This window comes from Aeromonas sp. D3 (assembly GCF_027705025.1).
GTDB lineage: Bacteria > Pseudomonadota > Gammaproteobacteria > Enterobacterales > Aeromonadaceae > Aeromonas > Aeromonas salmonicida.
On sequence record NZ_JAPDBE010000011.1, the window covers coordinates 75,594 to 99,155 of the forward strand.

Annotated in this window: 19 protein-coding genes; 13 read left to right on the forward strand and 6 right to left on the reverse strand. The window is 60.1% G+C overall.

Going from position 1 to position 23,562, the window contains the following annotated elements:
- Nucleotides 1–32: 32 nt before the first annotated feature.
- A complete protein-coding gene (locus OKC28_RS09045) occupies nt 33–551 on the reverse strand; it encodes a class IV adenylate cyclase (RefSeq protein WP_270688817.1) in 519 nt (172 codons plus the stop codon).
- A 361-nt stretch (nt 552–912) separates the two neighbouring features.
- On the opposite strand from OKC28_RS09045, the gene OKC28_RS09050 reads away from it, so the two are divergent.
- Entirely contained in the window at nt 913–2,802 is a 1,890-nt protein-coding gene (locus tag OKC28_RS09050) for a methyl-accepting chemotaxis protein (protein WP_270688819.1), read from the forward strand.
- 69 nt (nt 2,803–2,871) lie between these two features.
- Here the strand turns inward: OKC28_RS09050 and OKC28_RS09055 are convergent, their stop codons facing one another.
- Both OKC28_RS09055 and OKC28_RS09060 read right to left on the reverse strand, forming a co-directional pair.
- Nucleotides 2,872–3,384: a lipocalin family protein gene (locus tag OKC28_RS09055; RefSeq protein ID WP_270688821.1), complete on the reverse strand. Its 513-nt coding sequence runs from the start codon at nt 3,382–3,384 to the stop codon at nt 2,872–2,874.
- 15 nt (nt 3,385–3,399) lie between these two features.
- A complete protein-coding gene (locus OKC28_RS09060) occupies nt 3,400–4,302 on the reverse strand; it encodes an AraC family transcriptional regulator (RefSeq protein ID WP_021140787.1) in 903 nt (300 codons plus the stop codon).
- A 145-nt stretch (nt 4,303–4,447) separates the two neighbouring features.
- On the opposite strand from OKC28_RS09060, the gene yqhD reads away from it, so the two are divergent.
- The 8 genes from yqhD to OKC28_RS09100 all read left to right on the forward strand — a co-directional run bounded on the left by yqhD (nt 4,448) and on the right by OKC28_RS09100 (nt 15,226).
- Entirely contained in the window at nt 4,448–5,611 is a 1,164-nt protein-coding gene (gene yqhD, locus OKC28_RS09065) for an alcohol dehydrogenase (protein ID WP_270688823.1), read from the forward strand.
- A gap of 507 nt (nt 5,612–6,118) precedes the next feature.
- Complete coding sequence (locus tag OKC28_RS09070; RefSeq protein WP_021139838.1) at nt 6,119–7,642, forward strand: Re/Si-specific NAD(P)(+) transhydrogenase subunit alpha; 1,524 nt, start codon at nt 6,119–6,121, stop codon at nt 7,640–7,642.
- Nucleotides 7,643–7,653: 11 nt separating this feature from the next.
- On the forward strand, nt 7,654–9,138 hold the full coding sequence (pntB, locus tag OKC28_RS09075) for a Re/Si-specific NAD(P)(+) transhydrogenase subunit beta (RefSeq protein WP_059111821.1): 1,485 nt from the start codon (nt 7,654–7,656) through the stop codon (nt 9,136–9,138).
- A 96-nt stretch (nt 9,139–9,234) separates the two neighbouring features.
- The gene (locus OKC28_RS09080; RefSeq protein WP_087756971.1) at nt 9,235–9,987 is read left to right on the forward strand and encodes a substrate-binding periplasmic protein; all 753 of its coding nucleotides are present in this window, start codon (nt 9,235–9,237) and stop codon (nt 9,985–9,987) included.
- A 182-nt stretch (nt 9,988–10,169) separates the two neighbouring features.
- Nucleotides 10,170–10,838 (forward strand): helix-turn-helix transcriptional regulator, encoded by a 669-nt coding sequence (locus OKC28_RS09085; RefSeq protein WP_021139839.1) that lies wholly within the window; start codon nt 10,170–10,172, stop codon nt 10,836–10,838.
- A 24-nt stretch (nt 10,839–10,862) separates the two neighbouring features.
- On the forward strand, nt 10,863–12,170 hold the full coding sequence (locus tag OKC28_RS09090) for an L-cysteine desulfidase family protein (protein WP_270688828.1): 1,308 nt from the start codon (nt 10,863–10,865) through the stop codon (nt 12,168–12,170).
- Between the two features lie 239 nt (nt 12,171–12,409).
- Complete coding sequence (locus OKC28_RS09095; RefSeq protein ID WP_042467774.1) at nt 12,410–13,810, forward strand: L-cystine transporter; 1,401 nt, start codon at nt 12,410–12,412, stop codon at nt 13,808–13,810.
- An 87-nt stretch (nt 13,811–13,897) separates the two neighbouring features.
- Entirely contained in the window at nt 13,898–15,226 is a 1,329-nt protein-coding gene (locus tag OKC28_RS09100) for a CoA-disulfide reductase (protein ID WP_270688830.1), read from the forward strand.
- 126 nt (nt 15,227–15,352) lie between these two features.
- On the opposite strand, the gene OKC28_RS09105 is transcribed toward OKC28_RS09100, so the two are convergent.
- Nucleotides 15,353–16,108: an outer membrane protein assembly factor BamD gene (locus tag OKC28_RS09105; RefSeq protein ID WP_042467795.1), complete on the reverse strand. Its 756-nt coding sequence runs from the start codon at nt 16,106–16,108 to the stop codon at nt 15,353–15,355.
- A 117-nt stretch (nt 16,109–16,225) separates the two neighbouring features.
- Here OKC28_RS09105 and rluD point away from each other — a divergent pair, with 117 nt between their 5' ends.
- The 3 genes from rluD (at nt 16,226) to clpB (ending at nt 20,836) form a co-directional block, all read left to right on the forward strand.
- Complete coding sequence (gene rluD / locus OKC28_RS09110; protein WP_005318472.1) at nt 16,226–17,206, forward strand: 23S rRNA pseudouridine(1911/1915/1917) synthase RluD; 981 nt, start codon at nt 16,226–16,228, stop codon at nt 17,204–17,206.
- Between the two features lie 135 nt (nt 17,207–17,341).
- Nucleotides 17,342–18,091 carry a peptidoglycan editing factor PgeF gene (pgeF, locus tag OKC28_RS09115; RefSeq protein ID WP_270688833.1) on the forward strand — a complete coding sequence of 250 codons (750 nt, stop codon included), beginning with the start codon at nt 17,342–17,344 and terminating at the stop codon, nt 18,089–18,091.
- Nucleotides 18,092–18,262: 171 nt separating this feature from the next.
- Nucleotides 18,263–20,836 (forward strand): ATP-dependent chaperone ClpB, encoded by a 2,574-nt coding sequence (gene clpB, locus OKC28_RS09120; RefSeq protein ID WP_059168198.1) that lies wholly within the window; start codon nt 18,263–18,265, stop codon nt 20,834–20,836.
- A 296-nt stretch (nt 20,837–21,132) separates the two neighbouring features.
- On the opposite strand, the gene asnA is transcribed toward clpB, so the two are convergent.
- Nucleotides 21,133–22,125 carry an aspartate--ammonia ligase gene (gene asnA, locus OKC28_RS09125; RefSeq protein ID WP_058395101.1) on the reverse strand — a complete coding sequence of 331 codons (993 nt, stop codon included), beginning with the start codon at nt 22,123–22,125 and terminating at the stop codon, nt 21,133–21,135.
- A gap of 153 nt (nt 22,126–22,278) precedes the next feature.
- On the opposite strand from asnA, the gene asnC reads away from it, so the two are divergent.
- Nucleotides 22,279–22,740 (forward strand): transcriptional regulator AsnC, encoded by a 462-nt coding sequence (gene asnC / locus OKC28_RS09130; protein WP_005318482.1) that lies wholly within the window; start codon nt 22,279–22,281, stop codon nt 22,738–22,740.
- 21 nt (nt 22,741–22,761) lie between these two features.
- Here the strand turns inward: asnC and OKC28_RS09135 are convergent, their stop codons facing one another.
- Nucleotides 22,762–23,526: a substrate-binding periplasmic protein gene (locus OKC28_RS09135; protein WP_219614746.1), complete on the reverse strand. Its 765-nt coding sequence runs from the start codon at nt 23,524–23,526 to the stop codon at nt 22,762–22,764.
- Nucleotides 23,527–23,562: the final 36 nt, after the last annotated feature.

Below are 23,562 nucleotides of genomic sequence, written 5' to 3' on the forward strand. Positions count from 1 at the left end.
CGCCTGCGGGCGGCCTGTTTGTTATCGCAAGGTCAGGCCAGCGTCTTTGCCAGCAAGTCCATGTAGGCACCCTCGATCAACTGGGAGGGCTCCACACCAAGGTGCGCCATAATGTCATGAGCCTCCTGTATCCCTGCCTCGAGCAGTTCGTCATCCTCCAACACTACTTCTAGCTCGAGAAAGTGACCGAGCCCCTCGACCAGATCGAGATGGATCCGTGTTCTGCCGGCTAGAAAGAGGGTGCGCGTCTTGCGCACCCTACCGATCTGGCCACAGGCCAGGCTGAGGGTTTCGCGGAGGCTGTCCGGTTCGTTCGTTGGAGTGACGTGATAGAAGCTCTCCTTGGGACCTTGCCGATTTGCACGGCGGTAGAAGATGAGCTGGCCGGCAGAGGGCGATAGGGTGCGCAGTTTGAGGCGGCCTGACTCGCAGCGAAAGAAAGTATCATCCTGTGCTATCTCGATGGGACCCTGATTGGCGATGGCGGCTGCCTTGGGGAGGAGTGTGTCGATCCGTGCGATCTTGGCCTTGATCTCTATGTTTCGGGGCATGGAATAAGGGTCTCCTTAAGCGCAATGGGTCTACCAACCTACCACAGATTGAGCTTGCCGGTGCCGGCAACATGAGGCTCAACACCGCCATCGCTCGGGTACGCTAGGTAGGCGCGTGTGACGGGATACAAGACGGGCCGCCTCTCAAGGCGGCCTTTTTGCATTGGTTGGGGTTGCACCGGCAGTGGATCAAGAGGGAAAGGATGAGTGCCGGATGGAAAGAAGCGTTGCCAGAGGGATAGCTACTGATGCATTTAAAATCAAGGGATTGATATTCATGGAACAGGATTTTCAGTCGATATAGTCCACACAAGGTGTGCAGCTTTGTTTGACGCCATTGAGACAGCCATAAGGATATCCCATGAATCTCTCCCTTCGCGGCAAGTTGTTGGCCACCAGTCTTGGCGTGGTCCTGATCACGGTTTGCCTGCTGGGCATGACCGCCTTCTATACCCTGAAAAACCAGACCCTGAGCGCCATCGACAGCGAGGCGCGCAACTATGCCAGCGCCTACGCCGAGGGGATCGGGAAATGGATGCAGGACAGGCGTGAGAGCCTGACCGCCCAGGTCAATGTCATCGCCAACCACCCGACGTCCGAGCTGGTGCCTCATCTGCAGCAGACCTTGCGCTCCGGCGGCTTCGGGCTGGCCTACTACGGCTCGGAGGAGGGGGTGATGACCCGCAACGATCCCTCCCTCAACAAGGGTGACTATGACCCGCGTGCGCGACCCTGGTATCAGGATGCGGTCAAGGCGGGCAAGCTCATCATCACGGAACCTTATGTCAGCGTGACCATGCAGCAGCTGGTGGTGACCCTGGCCGAACCCGTGATGCAGCAGGGCCGGCTGGCCGGTGTGGTCGGTGCCAACCTGGCGCTGGAACAGCTCATCAAGGATGTGCTGGCGATGCGGGTGCAGGGGGATGGCTACGCCATGCTGCTGGACAAGAGCGGCCTCATCGTCGCTCACCCGAGCAAGGATCTGGCGCTCAAGAAGAGCCAGGACTTGGCGCCTGAGCTCGATGCCAACCGCTTGGTGGGCATGAGTCAGCAGGGCGGCCTGCAGGCGGTGCAGATTGGCGGACGTGACACCAAGATGCTGGTGTTGCCGATCCCCAACACCGACTGGCTGCTGGCCATGGTGATGCATGAGGATGTGCTGATGGCGCCGTTGCAGAGCCTGCTGTTGCAGTTGTCACTCATCAGTGCGGGTCTGATCCTGGTGTTCGGCCTGGTGCTGACCAGCACCTTCAAGTACCTGTTCCAGGATCTGGGCCGGGTGGCAGGGGCGTTGCACGATATCGCCCACGGCGAGGGGGACCTTACAGTCCACATCAACACCCGCAGCAAGGATGAAGTGGGCCAGCTGGCCGAGAGCTTCAACCAGTTTGTGGCTCGCCTGCACGGCATCGTCAGCCGCTTGCGGGATGTGACCGTCGAGCTGGCAGCCCAGTCCCGTACTCAGGCGGCCGGCGCCCTGGCTCGCAGCCAGCGGGTGCGCCAGCAACAGGACGAGATCGTCATGGTGGCGACTGCGGTGACCGAGATGGCTTCTGCGACTCAGGAGATCGCCGGCAACGCCGAGTTTGCGGCCACCACCTCGGGGGATGCGGTCAAGCTCGCCGTTGCGGGCCAGTCCCAGGTTGGCCAGAGCCAGCGCAGCATCACAGGGCTGGCGGATGAAGTGGCCGATGCCAGCCAGATCATTGTGGAGCTGGATGCCCATGCCCAGAAGATCAGTGGCATTCTGGCGACCATCAGCGGCATCGCCGAGCAGACCAACCTGCTGGCGCTCAACGCCGCCATCGAGGCGGCACGGGCCGGCGAACAAGGCCGTGGCTTTGCCGTGGTGGCGGACGAGGTGCGGGTACTGTCCAAGCGTACCCACGACTCCACCGACGAGATCCAGCAGATGATCGAAACCCTGCAGCAGACCACTCGCCGTGCGGTCGGTGGCATGGAGACCAGTCGCCAGCTGGCGGGCACCAGTGTGGAGGATGCGGAAGCCGCCAACCAGAGTCTGTCACTGATCAACCAGGCCATAGGTTCCATCAGCGACATGGCGACCCAGATAGCGGCGGCGGCCGAAGAGCAGACCTCGGTCACCAGCGAGATCAGCCGCAATACCGAGAACATACGCCACGTTTCTCAGGAGCTGGCCGAGCAGGCGGGCGAAGAGGCCGCTCAGGCCGCCGAGCTCAAGTCGCTGACCGAGCGGCTGGAGCAGGAGATAGGCCGCTTCCGGCTCTAAACCGGCCAGCAATAACCGGCCAGCAATAAAAAGGGCAGCCCGCGGGCTGCCCTTTTGCATGTCCGCAGGTTATCCGGGCTGCTTGACCCAGATGAGCTTGTCGGTGGCAAAACCCAGCCCTCTCGCCTTGGCGACCAGGGCATCGACCTTGGCTTTCGGCGGGTTGGGGGAGCGGGAGAGGATCCAGAGATAGTTGTGGTTGTAGCTGGTCACCAGGGAGAGCTGGTAATCGGGGTCAAGATCGATGACGTTGTAGCCGCCGTAGAAGGGGCCGAAGAAGCTCACCTTGAGCCGCGCCTCGTCCGGCTTGTCAACGAAATAGGCCTTGCCCTCGGCCTCGCGCCAGCTGCCATCGCTCTGCTTGCCCCGATTGATCACCCTGACACCGCCATCGTCCCGCAGGCTGTAGCTGGCGCTGACCTCTTCCAGCCCCCGCTCGAAGCTGTGATCCAGACGCGCTATCTCATACCAGGTGCCAAGATAGCGGTCGAGCTGGAAGCCGGTGACGGGACGGATGCCATCGGCCATTCCGGTACAGGCCGTCAGCAGCAGGCCACACAACAGACAGAACAGTGAACGCATAAGTTATCCCTCTTTTTATCCCTCAATGATACGAAGTTGGCCGTCCCGAAAGCGGGAGGCCTGATCGGTTGGCGTGCTGCCGAAATAGCGTTTGTACTCCCGGCTGAACTGGGAGTTGCTCTCGTAGCCGACCTTTGCCGCCGCGGCACCGGCCTTGATGCCGTCGTGCAACATCATGAGCCGCGCCTTGTGGAGGCGAAATGATTTGATGTACTGCAACGGCGAGGTGGAAGTGACCGCCTTGAAGTGGTGGTGAAAGGCGGAGACGCTCATGTTCACCTCCCGCGCCAGCTCCTCCATGGTGAGGTTGTCGGCGAAGCGCGACTCTATCATACGCAGCACCCTGGCTATCTGGCCCACATGGTTGTGACGGTTGGCCAGCGCCTGCAGCGCCGGGCCACCCCCCTCATGCAGGGCGTAGAAGAGCATCTCCCGCACCGTCTGCGGCCCCAGTACCCGGGCGTGGTGGGGCTTGTCCATCAGGTCGATCAGTCGCTCGGCGGCACAGAACATTTCTTCGGACAGGGGGACTGAGTGGACACCGCTCTTTTGCACAGCCGGGGCGGGCAGGGCATCCCCCAGTTCCAGCAGCAGCTCCTGCAGGGTGGCGACGTTGATCTCGAGGGAGAAACCGACAAGCGGTTGCTCGGGGGAGGCAAAACACTCGCACTCACAGGGCAGCGGTAGCGTCATCAGCAGATAGTGGCTGGGATCGTAACGAAACACCTGATCCGCCAGATAGCCCACCTTGTGTCCCTGCAATATCACTATCATCCGTGGCTGGTAGAGCACGGGGGTGCGACCGTGGTACTCGGTGGTGTAGATAAGGTTTACCTGCTCAACTGGAGAAGCTGTGATGCCGGGAGCCGTGACGTGACGAGTCAGTTTGGCGGCGAGGTCGGTGTAACGGTTCTGCATGGAGTCTCTTTTGTGGTGATTCTGGCGGATTTGTAGAAATAGGCAAGAATCAAACAGGATGTTGTCTTGATGGTAGATGTGGTCTGGAGAAAAATGCAATCACATTTTGCGGCCTGGCCGCCCGAAACATAGAAAGGCAATGTCGATGAACAACTTTACTCTCCATACCCCGACCAAGATCCTGTTCGGCAAGGGCCAGGTTGCCCAGCTTCGTGAGCAGCTCCCGAGCGATGCCCGCATCCTGATCACCTATGGCGGTGGCAGTGTGGTGCGTACCGGCCTGCTGGCCCAGATCCGCGACGAGCTGGCGGGCATGACACTGTTTGAATTCGGTGGCATCGAGCCCAACCCCACTTACGAGACCCTGATGGGGGCGGTGGCGCTGGCCCGCGCCGAGCGCATCGACTTCCTGCTCGCCGTGGGCGGCGGCTCAGTGCTCGATGGTACCAAGTTCATCGCCGCCGCTGCCCATTACGATGAGGCCCGGGATCCCTGGCACATACTCGAGACCGTTGGTAACGAGGTGCGCTCCGCCATTCCGCTCGGCGCAGTGCTGACCCTGCCGGCTACCGGTTCCGAGATGAACATGGGTGCCGTGGTGACCCGCCGCAGCACGGGTGACAAGGTGCACTTCTTCTCACCCTTCGTGATGCCGCGCTTCGCCGTGCTGGATCCCGTGCTCACATACACGCTGCCGGCTCGGCAGGTGGCGAACGGTGTGCTGGATGCCTTTATTCATATCCTGGAGCAGTACCTCACCTATCCGGTCAATGCCAAGGTGCAGGATCGCTTCGCGGAAGGTCTGTTGTTGACCCTTGTCGAAGAGGGCCCCAAGGCGCTGGTGGAGCCGGAAAACTACGAGGTGCGCGCCAACATAATGTGGAGTGCCACCATGGCCCTCAACGGTCTGATCGGTGCCGGTGTGCCCCAGGACTGGGCTACCCACATGCTGGGTCACGAGCTGACCGCCCTGCATGGCCTGGACCACGCCCAGACCCTGGCTGTGGTGCTGCCCGCCCTGTTGCAGGCCAAGCGCCAGCAGAAGCATGCCAAGTTGCTGCAATACGCAGAGCGGGTGTGGGATCTGCGCAGCGGCAGCGAGAGCGACCGTATCGACGGGGCCATTGCCGCCACCCGTGACTTCTTCGAGCGGATGGGCGTCAAGACTCGCCTGCGGGACTATGGTCTGAGCGAGTTGGGCATCGACACCCTGATCGGCAAGCTGGCTGAGCACGGCATGACTGCCATTGGCGAGCATGGCGATATCGATCTGGTGCAGAGCCAGCATATTTATGAAGCCGCCTGGTAACAGCACAGGGGCAGAACGTCGGGATCGAAACGATTAATTCAGAGGGGTCGGGGCCTGCCATTTGGCGGGTGGCCGGCCCCTTGTCTGTTACAAAACAGTTACTTTTCCTGTTTTCGCCCCGATATCTGTGATCGGAGCAGATTTCGTAAGAACAAAAAGCGCTAAGATAGAGGGCCGGTAAAACATTTTTTTTGACTGGTTGGATCACTTTTTCCAGTGCTTTTTACTGGTATAAGTCGCTAATTTGGTTTGTTTTTTTAAATCCAGGTCCGGGATGGGCTGAATTCTGTACGCGCGCCATCGGGACTGCGGTTGTAATAAAACTCCAAAATTTGATACTAATCACCTTCGCGCCTGAGAAGCGGGGGCCTGACCATGACAGGAGGTTGAGGTAAAGCCTACTGATTTTCATAACAAAGGGCCCGTGACCTGCACTTTGGTCATGTCTTGTTTCGCCAGAAATGCGACACTGGGCAGCGATTGTTTATTAACCATCAGGGAATAGTCATGCAGATTGGAATACCGAGAGAGAGTCTCGCCGGTGAGACCCGGGTCGCAGCGACCCCGGCCACCGTTGAGCAGCTGAAAAAGCTCGGCTTCGAGGTCGCCATCGAGGCCGGTGCCGGCCAGCTGGCCAGCTTCGATGATGCCGCCTTCGAGGCTGCCGGTGCCAGCGTGGTACCGAGCGTCTGGCAAGCCGACCTTATCTTCAAGGTCAACGCGCCGACCGATGCCGAGATCGCACAAATTAAAGATGGTGCCACCCTGGTGAGCTTCATTTGGCCTGCCCAGAACCCTGAGCTGGTCAAGAAGCTGTCCGAGCGCAACATCAATGTGATGGCGATGGACATGGTGCCGCGGATCTCCCGTGCCCAGTCCCTCGATGCCCTCTCCTCCATGGCCAACATAGGCGGTTATCGCGCCGTGGTCGAAGCTGCGCACCAGTTTGGTCGCTTCTTCACCGGCCAGATCACTGCCGCCGGTAAAGTCCCGCCCGCCAAGGTATTGGTGATCGGTGCCGGTGTGGCCGGTCTGGCTGCCATCGGTACTGCTGGTTCCCTCGGCGCCATCGTCCGTGCGTTCGATACCCGTCTGGAAGTGGCCGAGCAGATCGAATCCATGGGGGGTGAATTCCTCAAGCTGGACTTCGGCAGCGAAGATGGTGCCTCCAGCGATGGTTATGCCAAGGTCATGTCCGATGAGTTCATCGCAGCCGAGATGGCGCTGTTTGCCCAGCAGGCCAAGGAAGTGGACATCATCATCACTACCGCCCTGATCCCGGGTCGTCCGGCTCCGAAGCTTATCACCAAGGAGATGGTCGACAGCATGAAGCCGGGTTCCGTGATCGTGGATCTGGCTGCGGCGACGGGTGGCAACTGTGAATACACCAAGCCGACCGAGTTGTTCGTGACCCCCAACGGCGTCAAGGTGATCGGTTACACCGACCTGCCGGGTCGTCTGCCTGCCCAATCCTCCCAGCTTTACGGTACCAACCTGGTCAACCTGATGAAGCTGATGTGCAAGGAGAAGGACGGCCAGGTTGCCATCGACTTCGAAGACGTGGTCCAGCGCAACATGACGGTGATCCAGGCCGGTGAAGTGACCTTCCCGCCGCCCGCCATCTCCGTCTCTGCCGCGCCGCAGAAGCCCGCAGCTGCCCCGATCAAGAAGGCCGAAGCGAAGCAGCCCTCCAACAAGAAGTTCGTGTTCGGTGCCCTTGGCATCGCCGCCTTCGGTTGGGTGGCAGCCGTGGCACCTGCTGCCTTCCTGTCTCACTTCACCGTATTCATCCTGGCCTGCGTGGTCGGTTACTACGTGGTGTGGAACGTCTCCCACTCCCTGCATACGCCGCTGATGTCGGTCACCAATGCCATCTCCGGCATTATCGTGGTCGGTGCCCTGCTGCAAATTGGTCAGGGTTCTACGCTCGTCACCGCGCTCTCGTTTGTCGCCGTGCTGATTGCCAGTATCAACATCTTTGGTGGCTTCACAGTCACCCAGCGCATGCTGAAGATGTTCCGTAAGGATTAAGGGGGTTTAACGTGTCTCAAGGACTGGTAACAGCATCCTATATCGTTGCCGCCGTGCTCTTCATCCTCAGTCTCGCGGGACTGTCGAAGCAAGAAACGGCCAAGCATGGCAACTTGTTCGGTATCGCGGGTATGGCCATCGCCCTGCTCGCTACCGTATTCAACCCGGAAACCAGTGGCGTGCACTGGATCATCCTGGCCATGGTGATCGGCGGTGCCATCGGCGTGCGTCTGGCTCTCAAGGTCGAGATGACAGAGATGCCCGAGCTGGTAGCCGTGCTGCACAGCTTCGTGGGTATGGCGGCCGTGCTGGTGGGCTTCAACAGCTTCATCGACTTGCACCCGTCTGCGCCGGCCGAGGTGGTGGTGTCCGTCGGTTCCAACCTGGATGCGACTCTGGCTGCTGCCCGGGCGGCGTTCGAGCAGGCGGCCAGTGTCGCCCAGGTCGAGCACCTCTCCGGCGCCATGCTGAACATCCATCTGGTGGAAGTGTTCCTGGGCGTCTTCATCGGTGCCGTGACCTTCACCGGTTCCGTGGTGGCGTTTGGCAAACTGCGTGGCCTGATCTCTTCCAAGCCGCTGATGCTGCCCCATCGCCACAAGCTGAACCTGCTGGCCGTGCTGGCCTCTCTGGCGCTGATGGTCTACTTCGTCAATGCCGGTGGTTCTACCTTCGCCCTGTTGGTGATGACCCTGATCGCCTTCGCCTTCGGCTGGCATCTGGTTGCCTCCATCGGTGGCGCCGACATGCCGGTCGTGGTCTCCATGCTCAACTCCTACTCGGGTTGGGCGGCAGCAGCGGCGGGCTTCATGCTCTCCAATGACCTGTTGATCGTGGTGGGTGCGCTGGTAGGTTCCTCCGGTGCCATCCTGTCTTACATCATGTGCAAGGCGATGAACCGCTCCTTCATCTCCGTCATTGCCGGTGGCTTTGGCTCCGACGGCGTGGCCTCCACGGCCGACCAGGAGATGGGCGAATACCGCGAAACCAGCGCCGAGGAAGTGGCTGATCTGCTGAAGAACGCCAGCTCCGTCATCATTACCCCGGGCTACGGCATGGCGGTGGCGCAGGCCCAGTATCCGGTGGCTGAAATCACCCAGAAGCTGCGTGATCGCGGCATCAAGGTGCGTTTCGGTATCCACCCGGTGGCCGGTCGTCTGCCAGGCCACATGAACGTGCTGCTGGCGGAAGCCAAGGTCCCGTACGATATCGTGCTGGAAATGGACGAGATCAACGACGACTTCAACGATACCGATGTGGTATTGGTGATCGGTGCCAACGACACAGTCAACCCGGCTGCGATGGAAGATCCGGGCAGCCCGATCGCCGGCATGCCGGTACTGGAAGTGTGGAAGGCGCAGAACGTCATCGGCTTCAAGCGCTCCATGAACACTGGCTATGCCGGTGTCCAGAACCCGCTGTTCTTCAAAGAGAACACCCAGATGCTGTTTGGCGATGCCAAGGCCAGCGTCGAGGCTATCCTGAAAGCGCTGTAAGCGTCGGTCAGGAGAGACAAAAGGAGGCTTCGGCCTCCTTTTTTATTACTCACTTTTTGGTATATCCTCAGCCAATGCATGGATGGAGATCACGGCATGATGTGGCGTAAAGGATGGATCCTGCTCTGCCTCTGGTGGGGATGGACGGTACAGGCAAACGAACAGCCGAGCCTGACTCTGTTGACCGAGTTGTGGCCGCCCTATGTGATGCGGCTGGACGACGGCAGCCTGGGAGGCGCCGATCTGGAGCTGGCCCGCAAAGTACTCACAAAAATGGGCTATCGCACCACAGTCAAGGTTCTGCCCTGGAAACGGGTGCTGCAGGAGGCCAGATTCCAGAACGGGGATGCCATCGTCGATGCCTTCTTCGAAGAGCGGCGGCTGGAGTGGCTGCACTATCCGGATGAGCCGCTCTCCCAGAGTGGCGAAGTGATATTTTTCCCCCTGAACAAACCCGTCGACTTCCAGAGCCTAGCCAGCCTCAAGGGGCTGCATATCGGCACCCAGGCGGATTATGCCTATGGCGAAGCCTTCCTCACCGCGACCGAGTTCACCCGCTTTCCCATGACGGGAGAGAGCAACATGATCAAGCAATTGCACATGATGATGGCGGGGCGGCTCGATGCCGTTGTGATGAACCAGAGGGTGGGGTTGCATCTGCTCAAGGGGCAGGGGTTGCAGGATCTGGTGGGCCATAGCATCAAGACGGTGACCGACAACAACCGCAACTTTCTCGCCTTCACCCACAAACCCGGCCACGAGCGTCTGGCCTATCAGTTTTCCCTCGCCCTCAAAGCCTTCAAGCAGACCCCCGAGTATCAGGCCCTGCTGACCCGCTACGGGCTCTGAGGCACGGCCAAGTCCCGTTTGTTGAGTCGTGTCACCAGGCGGGTCCTTTTGTTGTGCTCTCGTTCACAATCTGTGGCACTTTGCCGCCACTTGGGCATAATGCCTGCGCAAAAAGCGATGTGGCTCAACTTTATTTGAGTCTGATTGCTTTAGCGTTACCCCAAGTTGACTGGATGACTCCTATGATGCAGGCCACCCCATTACGCCAAACCAGTGCGTTGACCGATGAAGAGCGCCACCTGATCGCCAGCTTCGAACCTGCCGTGGAGGCGCTCTCCGCCCTGTTCGGCCCGGGTTGTGAAGTGGTGCTGCACGCTTTTGACAGTCTGCACGCTTCCGTCATCAAGATCGCCAACGGCCATATCACAGGCCGGGAAGAGGGGGCACCTGTCACCGACTTTGCCCTCAACAAATTACAGAGCGCCGCAGGCAGCCAGTGGAGCAGCTACTTTTCCCGCACCCGGGAGGGGGGGCTGCTCAAGTCTTCCTCCATCACCATCAGCAACCGGGAGGGCAAACCCATCGGCATGCTGTGCGTGAACTTCAGCCTGGAGACGCCGCTCGGGGCCCTGCTCGATACCTTCTCGCTGCCCGCTGCACCAGCGCCCCTCAACAACGAGACCTTTGCCAGCTCGGTTGACGATCTGGTCGCCCAGGTGATCCACAAGGTGGATCAGGATGCGAGCCTCGGCAGCAGCGTGCGCAACAAGGCGATCGTGCACCGGCTCTACGACATGGGCATCTTCGAGATCAAGGATGCCGCCCAGCTGGTGGCCGAGATGCTCGGCATCTCCCGTCATACCGTCTATCTGCATATCCGCAACCGCAAAGCGGATCTGAACGAACAATAACAGCCCGATCGTGGGCGCCAGAACATGAGAAACACAGCAATGAAAGCACAATGGACCGACTTTATTACCCTGCTCAAGCGTGAAGTGGTGCCGGCCCTGGGCTGCACCGAGCCCATGTCGGTGGCGCTGGCTGCTGCCAACTGCCGCAAGTTGCTGGGACAAACGCCGACCCGTGTCAGCGTCTGGGTCAGCGGCAACCTGTTCAAGAACGGCATGGGGGTCGGCGTGCCGGGCACCGGCATGATAGGTCTGCCCGTGGCCGCCGCCGTCGGGTTCACGGGGGGCAACCCGGATGCGGGGCTGGAGGTGCTCAATACCCTGACCCTGGCCCAGGTGGAAGAGGCAAAGGGGCTGCTGCCCATCATCAAGGTGGACGTGAAGGATGTGCCGGATGTGCTCTACGCCGAGGTACTGGCCGAGGTGGAGGGTCACAGTGCCCGTGTGGTGATCTGCACCGATCACACCCGCATCGTCTTGATGGAGCTGGATGGTGAAGTGCTGATGGAGCAAAACAGTGCCCCGGGCGTGCAGATCCAGTCCGCCAAGTCTGACAAGCCCGCCATGACACTGCGCGAAATCGTGGCCTTTGCATTGGAAGTTCCCTTGGCTGAGATCGACTTCATCGGTGCCGCTGCCACCATGAATCAGGCGCTGGCGGATGAAGGGCTGCAGGGTTACGGCCTGCGCATCGGCAAGATCCTGACCGAGCAGGTGGAGCGCAAGCTGCTCTCGGACGATCTGATGACGCTTGCAATGCGGCTCTCCTCCGCAGCCTCCGATGCGCGGATGGACGGTGCCATGCTGCCTGCCATGTCCAATTCGGGCTCCGGCAATCAGGGCATAGCCGCCACCATGCCGGTGGTCGCCGCCGCCCGCTTCCTCAAGGCGAGTGACGAGCAGCTGACCCGGGCGCTGGTGATGAGCCATCTGGTGGCCATCTACATCAAGACCCATCAGAACAAGCTGTCGGCCCTCTGCGCCGCCAGTACCGCCGCCATGGGCTCGGGAGCCGCCATTACCTGGCTGCTGGGCGGCCAGTTCGAGCAAATTAGTCACTGCATCAACAACATGATCGGTGACGTTTCCGGTATCATTTGTGACGGCGCAGGCAGTGCCTGCTCCATGAAGGTCTCTACCTCCACCTCGGCGGCAGTCAAATCGTCGCTGATGGCCATCAACAATCTGCACGTGCCCCAAAGCGAAGGCATCGTCTCCGATGACGTGGACGAAACCATCGCCAACCTGGGTCGCCTCTCCAAACTGGGGATGCTGGATACGGATATCGAGATCATCAACATCATGCGGGCCAAGCAACAAGGCAAGGCCCAGTGATGCAAGGGGTGGCGCAGGCCACCCTCTGTTTTTCCGTCTGCTGACGCCACTCCGGCCACGGGGCGTCCGATGCGGTCGATGTCAGGGAGGTGCCTGCCCGGCACTTCCCGATTTTGCGTCACCCCGGTTGCACCGGGGGACGTGCCGCCACGATGCGGCGAGTTTCAGGGAGGAGTGTGCGTACAGGGCACTCGTCCGTACACCTCGGGCCCGGCCCGATTATTTTGGGGAATATCGTCATGACTCTTAGCGTTATAGGTAATCTGGCCATTGCGGCCATCTTGCTGCTGTTTCTCTATCGCTTGCAGCAAAAACATGTGAGCTTCACCCGTCGGGTGTTTGCGGGTTTGGGGCTGGGCATACTGTTTGGTGCCGCCTTGCAACTACTCTATGGGGCTGGCGCAGGGGTCATAGGCCAGACCATCGACTATCTGGATATCGTCGGCAGTGGCTATGTGAAGTTGCTGCAGATGATCATCACGCCGCTCATCATGGTTTCCATCATAGGGGCCATCCTCAAGCTCAATGGCGGCACTGCCCTTGGCAAGATCAGCGCCATGACCATAGGGGTGCTGATCTTCACCACCATGCTTGCTGCCGGCGCAGGCATATTGATGTCCAACCTGTTCGGTCTGACTGCTGAAGGACTCACCGCCGGTGCCGCCGAGACCGCCAGGGGCGCGGCATTGCAGACCACCCTCGGCAGCGTCGAAAGCATGTCCTTTGCCAAGATGGTGCTGGAATTCATTCCTGCCAACCCCTTCCTCGACATGACAGGTTCGCGCAAGACCTCCACCATAGCCGTGGTGATCTTCTCCATTTTCATCGGTCTGTCCGCCACCGGAATCGCCCGCAAGAAACCCGAGATCTTCGAGAGCTTCGGTCGCTTCATGGAGGTGGCCCACGTCATAGTCATGCGGATGGTGACTCTGGTACTGCGCCTCACCCCCTATGGCGTGCTGGCGCTGATGGCCAAGGTGGTCTCCGGCTCCAACTATGCCGACATCCTCAACCTGCTCAACTTCGTCATGGCTTCTTACGGCGCCATTGCCATCATGTTCGCCGTGCACCTGCTGCTGGTGGGTCTGGTGGGGATCAATCCGCTGCGTTTTCTCAAGAAGATCATGCCGGTACTGGCGTTTGCCTTTACCTCTCGCACCAGTGCGGGCTCGATCCCGATGAACGTGCAGACACAGACCAAGGCGCTCGGCATTCCAGAGGGGATCGCCAACTTCGCCGCCTCTTTCGGCTCCACCATCGGCCAGAACGGCTGCGCAGGCATCTATCCGGCCATGCTGGCGGTGATGATAGCTCCCACTGTGGGGGTCAATCCCATGGATCCCGGTTTCATCATGACGCTGATCGCCATCATCACTGTCAGCTCCTTCGGGGTGGCCGGGATAGGTGGTGGTGCGACGTTCGCCGCTTTGATCGTGCTCTCAGCCCTGGACTTCCCGGTGGCGCTGGCGGGCCTGCTCATCTCCATCGAGCCGCTGATCGACATGGGCCGCACCGCCCTGAACGTCTCCGGTTCCATCACGGCGGGCACTGTCACCAGCCGCTTGCTGGGCGAGACAGACATGCAGGTGTTCAACAGCGAGCACGAAGTGTGTCTGGACGGCGAAGAGTCTACCATCTGACCCGCTTGCCAGGGCAGGGGCCAGCCCCTGCCCATCGATAGACCAGAGGGAGGGCATGCCCTCCCTCTGCCATTGAAAGGAGAAAGTATGAGAATCCTGATCATAGGTGGCGAAGCCGCCGGTATGAGTGCGGCGGCCAAGGCCCGTCGTCTGGCCAAGGATGCCGAAATCGTGGTGTATGAGGCGTCCGAGGTGATCTCCTTCGGTGCCTGCGGCCTGCCCTATTTTGTCGGCGACGAGTTTCAGGAGCCGGGATACATGGCCGAGTTCACCCCCGAGCAGTTCGCCGCCAAGGGGATCGAGGTCAAGATGGGCCATAGGGTGCTGTCGCTCGATGCCAGCGCCGGTACTGTGCAAGTGGAGCACCAGGGTGATGTCTTCACCGACACATACGATCGTATGATGGTCGCCACCGGTGCCCGTGAAGTGATGCCCCCCATTCCCGGACTGCAGCAGCAAGGGGTGTTCGGCCTGCGCCGCATGGCCGACGGTCTGGCGCTGAAGGTGGCTGTGCAAGACAAGCGCAATACCCGGGCCCTGGTGATCGGCTCCGGCTTTATCGGACTGGAAGTGGTTGAGGCGCTGGTGCATCAGGGTAAAGAAGTGCGCCTCATCGAACTGGCGGATCGGGTCATCCCGGATGCCTTCGACAGCGAAATCACCCGGCACATCGAAACCGAGCTGCGCGAGCAAGGGGTCTGTGTCCATCTGGGTGAGCGAGTCGAGGCCTTGCAGGGGGATGGCAGGGTGACCGGCGTGCGTACCGACAAGGGAGAGTATGAGGCCGATATAGTGGTGGTCTGCACCGGGGTCAAGCCCAACACCGAGTTCCTGGCCGACACCGGCATCAAGCGGCTGGCCAATGGTGCCATCGAGGTGGACAGGCAGGGCCGCACCTCGCTGGCCAACGTCTGGTCGGCTGGCGACTGCGCCAGTGTCTGGCACAGCGTCAAGCAGCAGCAGGTCTATGTGCCGCTCGCCACCATAGCCAACAAGCTGGGGCGCATGGTGGGCGAGAACCTGGCCGGGGCCGAGCAGGTGTTCCCGGGCACGCTAGGCTCTGCGGCGCTCAAGGTGCTGGGGCTGGAGGCGGGTCGCACTGGTCTCTCTGAGCAAGAAGCCCAGGCGATGGGCATCGATTACCGCACCGTCGTCATCAAGGACAAGTGTCACACCAACTACTGCCCGGGCCAGTCCGATATTCACGTCAAGCTGGTCTACGAGGCGGACAGCAAGCGCCTGCTGGGGGGCCAGATCCTGGGTCGCAAGGGGGCGGTACACCGCATCGATGCGCTGGCGGTCGCCATCACAATGGAGGTCACTACCGAGCAGCTCGGCATGCTGGACTTTGCCTATGCGCCGCCTTTCTCCCGCACCTGGGATGTGCTCAATGTGGCGGGCAACGTCGCCAAATAACAGGACGTAAGGAGGATGGCGCAGTGCACTGCGCCATCCTCCCCGTCACAGCCGGACCACATTGCAGGTATAAAAAAACCGATGCCTGGGCATCGGTTTTTGTTGCTACCTGTCTAGCCGTTTCACTCAGCCGCGGCCGAGGCGGTTATCCGGGTAGTTCTTGGCCAGCACTTCGCGGGCATGCTGAGCCAGGGTCGGCATCTTCAGCGTGTCGTAGGACTCGACCATGATCTCCAGCGCCTTTTCGGTTTCGGCCGTGTCGGGATAGGTCTCGACAATCAGCTTGGCACGGTTGGCGGCGGCGATCAGAGCATCACGCTTCACGTAGTACTCGGCCACGCTCAGATCGTAGCGGGCAAGGCGGTTCTTCAGGCCGATCATGCGGGCACGGGCATCGGCGGCATAGACGCTGTTGGGATAATTCTGCAACAGCGTCTTGAAGTCCTGGAAGGCCTGACGGGCATAAGAGGGGTCTTTATCGTCCCGATTGATGCCCAGGAAGTCCTGGAAGAAGTTGTAATCGCCGGCCATGTTGGTCAGACCGCGCATATAGAACACATAATCGATATTTTTATGCGCCGGATTGAGGCGGATAAAACGGTCGATATTGGCGATCGCCTGAGCGGTATCGTCCTGTTTGTAATAGGCGTAAATCAGGTCAAGCTGAACCTGGTTGGAGTAGGCGCCGAAAGGATAGCGCGAGTCCAAAGCTTCCAGTAACTCGATAGCATTCACATAGTTACCGGCATCCAGCTTGAGGCGTGCTTTCTGGTACAGGGTCTCCGGCGGTTCGTCGGGTACCTTGGGTTTTGTGCTGGAACAGCCTGTGATCAAGGTAGCGACCAAGGCGAGTGACATCAGCAGGTGAGACTTCTTTCCCATCAACAACATCCGGTCCATTTCCACGAAATTGGCAAAGTATCCGTTATGCTTGGCTAAAAGAAAAGCTAGAATACCCGGATTATTTCGAATTGATACCCCCCGCTCAAGAGACCATACATGAGCCAGCATATTGAACTGACAGGCGAATTTCAGGATCACCAATTCGGGCAGCGACTCGACCAGGCCCTGGCCGAATTGTTTCCAGACTACTCCCGAACCCGCATCAAGGAGTGGATTTTACAGGACAGAGTGACCCTGGATGGTCAGGTTGCGAACACGCCGCGCGAGAAGGTACTTGCCGGGCAACAGGTGCATGTAGATGTCGAGCTGGAAGATGACACCCGCTGGGATGCCCAGGACATAGCACTCAACATCGTCTACGAAGATGAACACATTCTGGTGATCGACAAACCGGCCGGTCTGGTGGTTCACCCTGGCGCAGGCACGCCGGATGGCACCATTCTCAACGCCCTGCTGCACCGTTATCCCGACATCGCCGAGGTGCCTCGCGCCGGTATCGTGCACCGTCTGGACAAAGACACCACAGGTCTGATGGTGGTGGCCAAGACGGTACCGGCCCAGACCCATCTGGTGGAAGCGCTGCAGGCGCGCCAGATCACCCGTGAGTACGAAGCCATCGCCATCGGTCACATGACCGCAGGTGGCACGGTAGATGCCCCCATAGGTCGTCACCCTACCCAGCGTACCCATATGGCCGTGGTGCCCAATGGCCGTCCTTCCGTGACCCACTATCGGGTACATGAGAAGTTCCGTGGCCACACCCGTCTGCGTCTGCGACTGGAAACCGGTCGTACCCACCAGATCCGCGTACACATGTCTCACATCAAGCATCCGCTGGTTGGGGATCCTGCCTACGGTGGTCGTCTGCGCCCGCTGCGCAATGCGACACCCGAGCTGACCCTGGCGCTGCGTAACTTCAACCGTCAGGCACTGCATGCCACCATGCTGCAACTGGCTCACCCCATCACGGGGGAAGTGATGCAGTGGCACTCGCCCACGCCGCAGGACATGCTGGATCTGATGGAAGTGATGCGGGCCGATACCCTCGCCAATCCGGATGATTTGGTCTGGAACTGATGAGCTGATGAACAAGGCTGTCCGCGACGGTTTCTGCCGTTGCCCAGCCTTGAAGCATGCCTGGAACGGGGCTCCTTGACTGGCAACAGCGAAGGAGCCCCGTTTTTATATGTAGAAATGTGAGAGGAGCCACAGATGAAATGGATCGAACCCGACTGGCCGGCACCGGCTCGTGTCAGAGCGCTGTCGACCACCCGGGATGGCGGTGTGAGCCAGGGTGTCTTCGCCGGTCTCAACTTGGGAGCCCATGTGGGTGATGAAGTGGCGCGGGTTGAGGCCAATCGGGCCCGCCTGCAGCAGGCGGCGCAGATCCCCGGGTCCCTCAACTGGCTCAATCAGGTGCATGGCACCGCAGTGCATCAGGTCAGCAACCAGTATGATGTCGTGCCGGATGCCGATGCAGCCTGTGCCCATGAGGCGGGGTTGGCTTGCATAGTGATGACAGCCGATTGCCTGCCGGTGTTGTTCTGTGACAGAGCCGGCACTGTCGTGGCGGCCGCCCATGCCGGTTGGCGCGGATTGTTGGGCAACGAGCAGGGTGGCGTACTGGAAGCCAGCATTCAGGCCATGGGGTGCAATCCTGCCGATATCCTCGCCTGGCTTGGCCCCGCCATAGGCCCTGGAGCCTTCGAAGTGGGGAGCGAAGTGCGCGACGCCTTTATGGCGCAGCAGGCCGAAGCAGAAGCTGCATTCGTACCTTCATCCAATGAGGGGAAATGGCTGGCGGATATCTACTTGCTGGCCAGGCTGCGGCTGGCCCGTGCCGGGGTCGACGCGGTTTATGGCGGCGAGTTCTGCACCTTCGGCGATGGCGAGCGGTTTTACTCGTATCGCCGCGATGGCCAGACTGGCCGCATGGCATCGCTTGTCTGGTTGGCACAATAGCCTGTGCCCGGCTCTTTTCTCCGGAAAAGGGCCGTGATCCAGCCCATCCCCGCCTTGCAGAAAAAATAACCAGCTCTTGCCCTTGAAATAACCCGTACGGGCCTCATCTTTCTTGTCAGAAAGTTATGTTGTTTGCCGCGCAAGCGGCGTCTGCCTTGAAGGGGGAGTGCAATGCGCCTCGATCGTCTTACCAGCAAATTCCAGATTGCTATTTCCGATGCCCAGTCTCTTGCACTGGGTCGTGATCACCAATTTATCGAACCCGTCCATCTGATGACTGCGCTGGTCAATCAGGATGGCGGCTCCATTCGTCCACTGCTCACCCTGACCGGGATGGACATCAATACCCTGCGCTCACGCCTGGGGATTGAGCTGGATCGACTGCCCAAGGTGAGTGGCGTGGAGGGCGACGTTCAGCTCTCCAGCGGTCTCGGCCGCCTGCTCAACGTCTGTGACAAGCTGGCCCAGCAGCGCAAGGATCAGTTCATCTCTTCCGAGCTGTTCGTGCTGGCGGCCCTCGACGAGAAGGGCAACCTGGGTGAGCTGCTGCGTGCCCAGGGGCTGACCAAAGAGAAACTCGAAGCTGCCATCGACAAGGTGCGTGGCGGCAGAAAGATCGATGATGCCAACGCCGAGGAGAATCGCCAGGCGCTGGAGAAATACACCATAGACCTCACGGAGCGGGCCGAACTCGGCAAGCTGGATCCCGTGATCGGTCGCGACGAAGAGATCCGCCGCACCATACAGGTGCTGCAACGCCGGACCAAGAACAACCCTGTGCTGATCGGTGCCCCCGGCGTCGGCAAGACCGCCATCGTCGAAGGGCTGGCCCAGCGCATCATCAACGGTGAAGTGCCGGAAGGGCTCAAGAACAAGCGGGTATTGTCGCTGGATATGGGGTCCCTGGTGGCCGGTGCCAAGTATCGCGGCGAGTTTGAAGAGCGGCTGAAAGCCGTGCTGAGCGATCTGGCCAAGGAGGAGGGCAACGTCATCCTCTTCATCGACGAGCTGCACACCATGGTCGGCGCCGGTAAAGGCGAGGGCGCCATGGACGCGGGCAACATGCTCAAGCCCGCGCTGGCCCGTGGCGACCTGCACTGCGTCGGTGCCACCACGCTGGATGAGTACCGCCAGTACATAGAGAAGGATGCTGCCCTCGAGCGCCGCTTCCAGAAAGTACTGGTGGAAGAGCCGAGCGTGGAGGACACCATCGCCATCCTGCGCGGCCTGAAAGAGCGTTATGAACTGCATCACCATGTGCAGATCACGGACCCCGCTATCGTGGCGGCAGCCCAGCTGTCTCATCGCTATATCGCGGATCGCCAGCTGCCGGACAAGGCCATTGACCTCATTGACGAGGCCGCTGCCAGCATTCGTCTGCAGATTGACTCCAAGCCGGAGTCTCTCGACCGGCTTGAGCGACGCATCATCCAGTTGAAACTGGAGCAGCAGGCGTTGATGAAAGAGGATGACGATGCCAGCCGCAAGCGGTTGGATCTCATCAGCAAGGAGATTGGCGAAAAGGATCGGGAATACAACGAGCTGGACGAAGTGTGGAAGGCCGAGAAGGCTGCCCTCGCCGGTACCCAGCACATCAAGGCGGCGCTGGAACAGGCCCGTCAGGATCTCGATGTCGCCCGTCGCGCTGGCGACCTGGGCCGGATGTCAGAGCTGCAGTACGGCCGCATCCCCGAGCTGGAGAAACAGCTGGATCTCGCCACCCAGGCCGAGATGCAGGAGACCAGCCTGCTGCGCAACCGGGTCACCGACGTGGAGATAGCGGATGTGCTGGCCCGCTGGACCGGTATTCCGGTGGCACGCATGCTCGAAGGGGAGCGCGACAAGCTGCTGCGGATGGAAGAGAAGCTGCACAGCCGGGTGATCGGTCAGGAGGAAGCGGTCGAGGCCGTCTCCAACGCCATTCGTCGCTCCCGTGCCGGGCTCTCCGATCCGAACCGGCCCATAGGTTCCTTCCTGTTCCTCGGGCCGACCGGGGTGGGTAAGACAGAGCTGTGCAAGGCGCTGGCCGAGTTCCTGTTCGATACCCAGGATGCCATGGTGCGGATCGACATGTCCGAGTTCATGGAGAAACACAGTGTGGCCCGTCTGGTGGGTGCACCTCCCGGCTATGTGGGTTACGAAGAGGGCGGTTATCTGACCGAGGCGGTACGCCGTCGTCCCTACTCGGTGATCCTGCTCGACGAAGTGGAGAAGGCGCACCCGGATGTGTTCAACATACTGCTGCAGGTGCTCGATGATGGCCGCCTGACCGATGGTCAGGGTCGCACTGTCGATTTCCGCAACTCTGTGGTGATCATGACCTCCAACCTGGGGTCGGATCTGATCCAGGAGCACCACTCCGAGAAGGATTACGACGAGATGAAGGCCCTGCTGATGGAGGTGCTGACCCGCAGCTTCCGACCGGAGTTCATCAACCGGATCGACGAGACAGTGGTGTTCCATCCGCTTGGCGAGGATCACATCAAGTCCATTGCCCGCATCCAGCTCAAGAGCCTGATGGGTCGTCTGGAGGCCCAGGGTTACGAAGTGGAGGTGAGCGAGGCGCTGCTCGAGAAGCTGGTGCACGCCGGGTTCGACCCCGTCTACGGGGCACGGCCCCTCAAGCGGGCGATCCAGCACAAGGTGGAAAACCCGCTGGCCCAGGCACTGCTCTCCGGTCGCATCGTTCCCGGCAAGAAACTGCTGCTGGGGGCCGACAGCAACGGCCTGACCATGAACCAGTAAACCGACCTGTGTCGATGCCAACAACGCCAGCCCTCGGGCTGGCGTTGTCATATCTGTCAGCTGTGATATCGGAGAATAAAAAAACGGCAATCCTAAGATTGCCGGGAGGAATGTAGTCATGCGACCTGACGTGGGTTGAGCGGGTCGCAGGGGCAAGCCCCGGTTTCGCAGAGGGTCGGAATGATCCTCTGCTTACAGCATGCCCGTGATGCGCTCTCTCATCCCGGGCGGCCACACACCTGTCAGGCCTGACCTGAACGCCGCACATGCGGGTCAGACCCATTGAATCATCTTGCTTACAGCATGCCAGGGATGGCGGCCTTCATCTCTGAGGGCCAAACGCCGACCTGAACCTGACCTATGTGCTCTTTTTGCAGCAGCAACATGGCCAGACGGGATTGGCCTATGCCGCCGCCTATGGTTTGCGGCATCCGCTCTGCCAGCAGATCCTGGTGCCAGTCATACTGCAGGCGACCTTCATCACCGGTGATGGCGAGCTGGCGGCGCAGGGCCTCTGCGTCCACCCGGATCCCCATGGAGGAGATCTCGAAGCTGTCTTCCAGCACAGGGTTCCACACCAGAATGTCACCGTTCAGACCCGCCAGACCCAGTTCGCTGTGGCTGCTCCAGTCGTCATAGTCCGGGGCGCGCACATCGTGACGCTCGCCGTGGGAGAGGGCGCCGCCGATGCCGATGAGGAAGACTGCACCCAGCTCCTTGGCGATGGCGCGTTCGCGCCCCTTGGCATCGAGATCCGGGTAACGGGCCAGCAGCGCTTCGCTGTGGAGGAACTGGATCTCGCCCGGCAGGAAGGGAGTCAGTTCGTGTTCGGCGCAGACGGCACGCTCGGTGGCCTTGATGGCGGCCCAGATGCCGCGCACGGTTTCTTGCAGATAGGCGAGATCGCGGCGCTCGCTCGGCATCACCTTCTCCCAGTCCCACTGATCCACGTAGACGGAGTGGATGGGGGTGAGCTTGTCTTCGTCCGGGCGCAGTGCCTTCATGTGGGTGTAGATGCCTTCACCCGGGCCGAAGCCGAAGCGACCCAGGGTCTGGCGCTTCCACTTGGCAAGGGAGTGAACCACTTCGTAGCTGTGCTCCGGCAGTGTCTTCACCTTGACCTGCACCGCATTCTCGCTGCCTGACAGGTTGTCCTGAGTACCATCTCCGACCCGGCTCAGAATGGGGGCTTGCACCTCCATCAGGCCCAGTTGCTGGGCGAGTTGGCGGGAGAACATCTCTTTGACGAAGCTGATCTGCTGTTGGCTGCGAATGTAGTGCTGTTTCATGCTGAATACCTGTCTAGAACCCGTTGGATGTGACGATTCTTCAACAGAATGAACACTAAATTCAATATTCGATAATAGAAATAGGCTTTACGCATTTTTTTGTTCAAAATAGACCGCAAATTAATGAGATATCGTCAACGGGAGTGCAAAAAAGTGCCGGAAAATTATCGGATCGATAATCTCGATCAGGCCATCCTCACCGCCCTGATGGAGAATGCACGGATCCCTTATGCCGAGTTGGCCAAACAGCTGGCGGTCAGCCCGGGTACCATCCATGTGCGGGTGGAGAAGATGAAGCAGGCGGGGATCATCGAGGGAACCCGGGTGCAGGTGAACCCCAAGAAGCTGGGTTACGACGTTTGTTGCTTCATCGGGATCAATCTCAAAAGCGCCAAGGATTACCCCTCGGCACTGGCCAAGTTGCAGGCGCTGGACGAGGTGGTGGAGGCCTACTACACCACGGGTCACTACAGTATTTTCATGAAGGTGATGACCCGCTCCATCGACGAGTTGCAGACTGTGCTGATCCACAAGATCCAGACCATAGACGAGATACAGTCCACCGAAACGCTCATTTCGCTGCAGAACCCGATATTGAGGGACGTGAAACCTTGACGAGCCGTCTGACCGTCGGGATCAGGGTTCGATATAGGGAATGCCGTACTTGTCGTAGATGGCCTTGAGTCGGCCATCCCGCTTCATGCGCAACAACTCGGCATCGTAGGCGGCCATCATGGCTGGTGTATCGGCATCGGCCTTGGCCTTGGTCCAGACGGTGTAGTAGGGGCTGGCCTTGAGTGGCTTGGGCAGGTAATCGAGTTTGCCCTCCAGCCCCTCATCTCTGATCTGGGCGAAGGCGGTAACCAGCGGCATGGGCACTGTATCGATGCGCCCGGCGATCAGTTTGCGCAGTTGCAGCTGGTTGATGGGGATCTCCTGGATCTGATAGGCGGGGTCCTTGAGCGCCGCAGCCAGTTCGGGAGTGTAGGCAAAATCCTTGGTCAGCCCGATGCGCCAGGGTTTGAGGTCTTCCAGGGTATCGTAGCGGATCCTCAGCATGTCGGCCTTGCGCACGAAGAAGTGCCAGCTGTGGCGCAGATGGGATTGCTGTGGATAGAGCAGGTAGCTCTCTCGCTCCGGCTTGTAGGAGTGGGTCATCACAAGGTCATACACGCCGGTCTCGGCATTGCGGGTGAGGCGGGCACCCGCATCGGTCAGTTCGATCTTGATGGGGATCTTGAGCTTGTTGAAGATGGCGGTGACCACGTCCACATCGAGTCCGCCAGGCTGGGCCTTGTCATCCAGAAACTTCAGCGGCGGCTCAAGGGTGCCGCCTATGACCAGTTCTTTGGCCTGGAGCCAGAGAGGGAACAGCAAACAGAGCAGGGGTAACTTTCGCAAACCACATCTCCTGCACGGAATAGGGAATCGCCCACG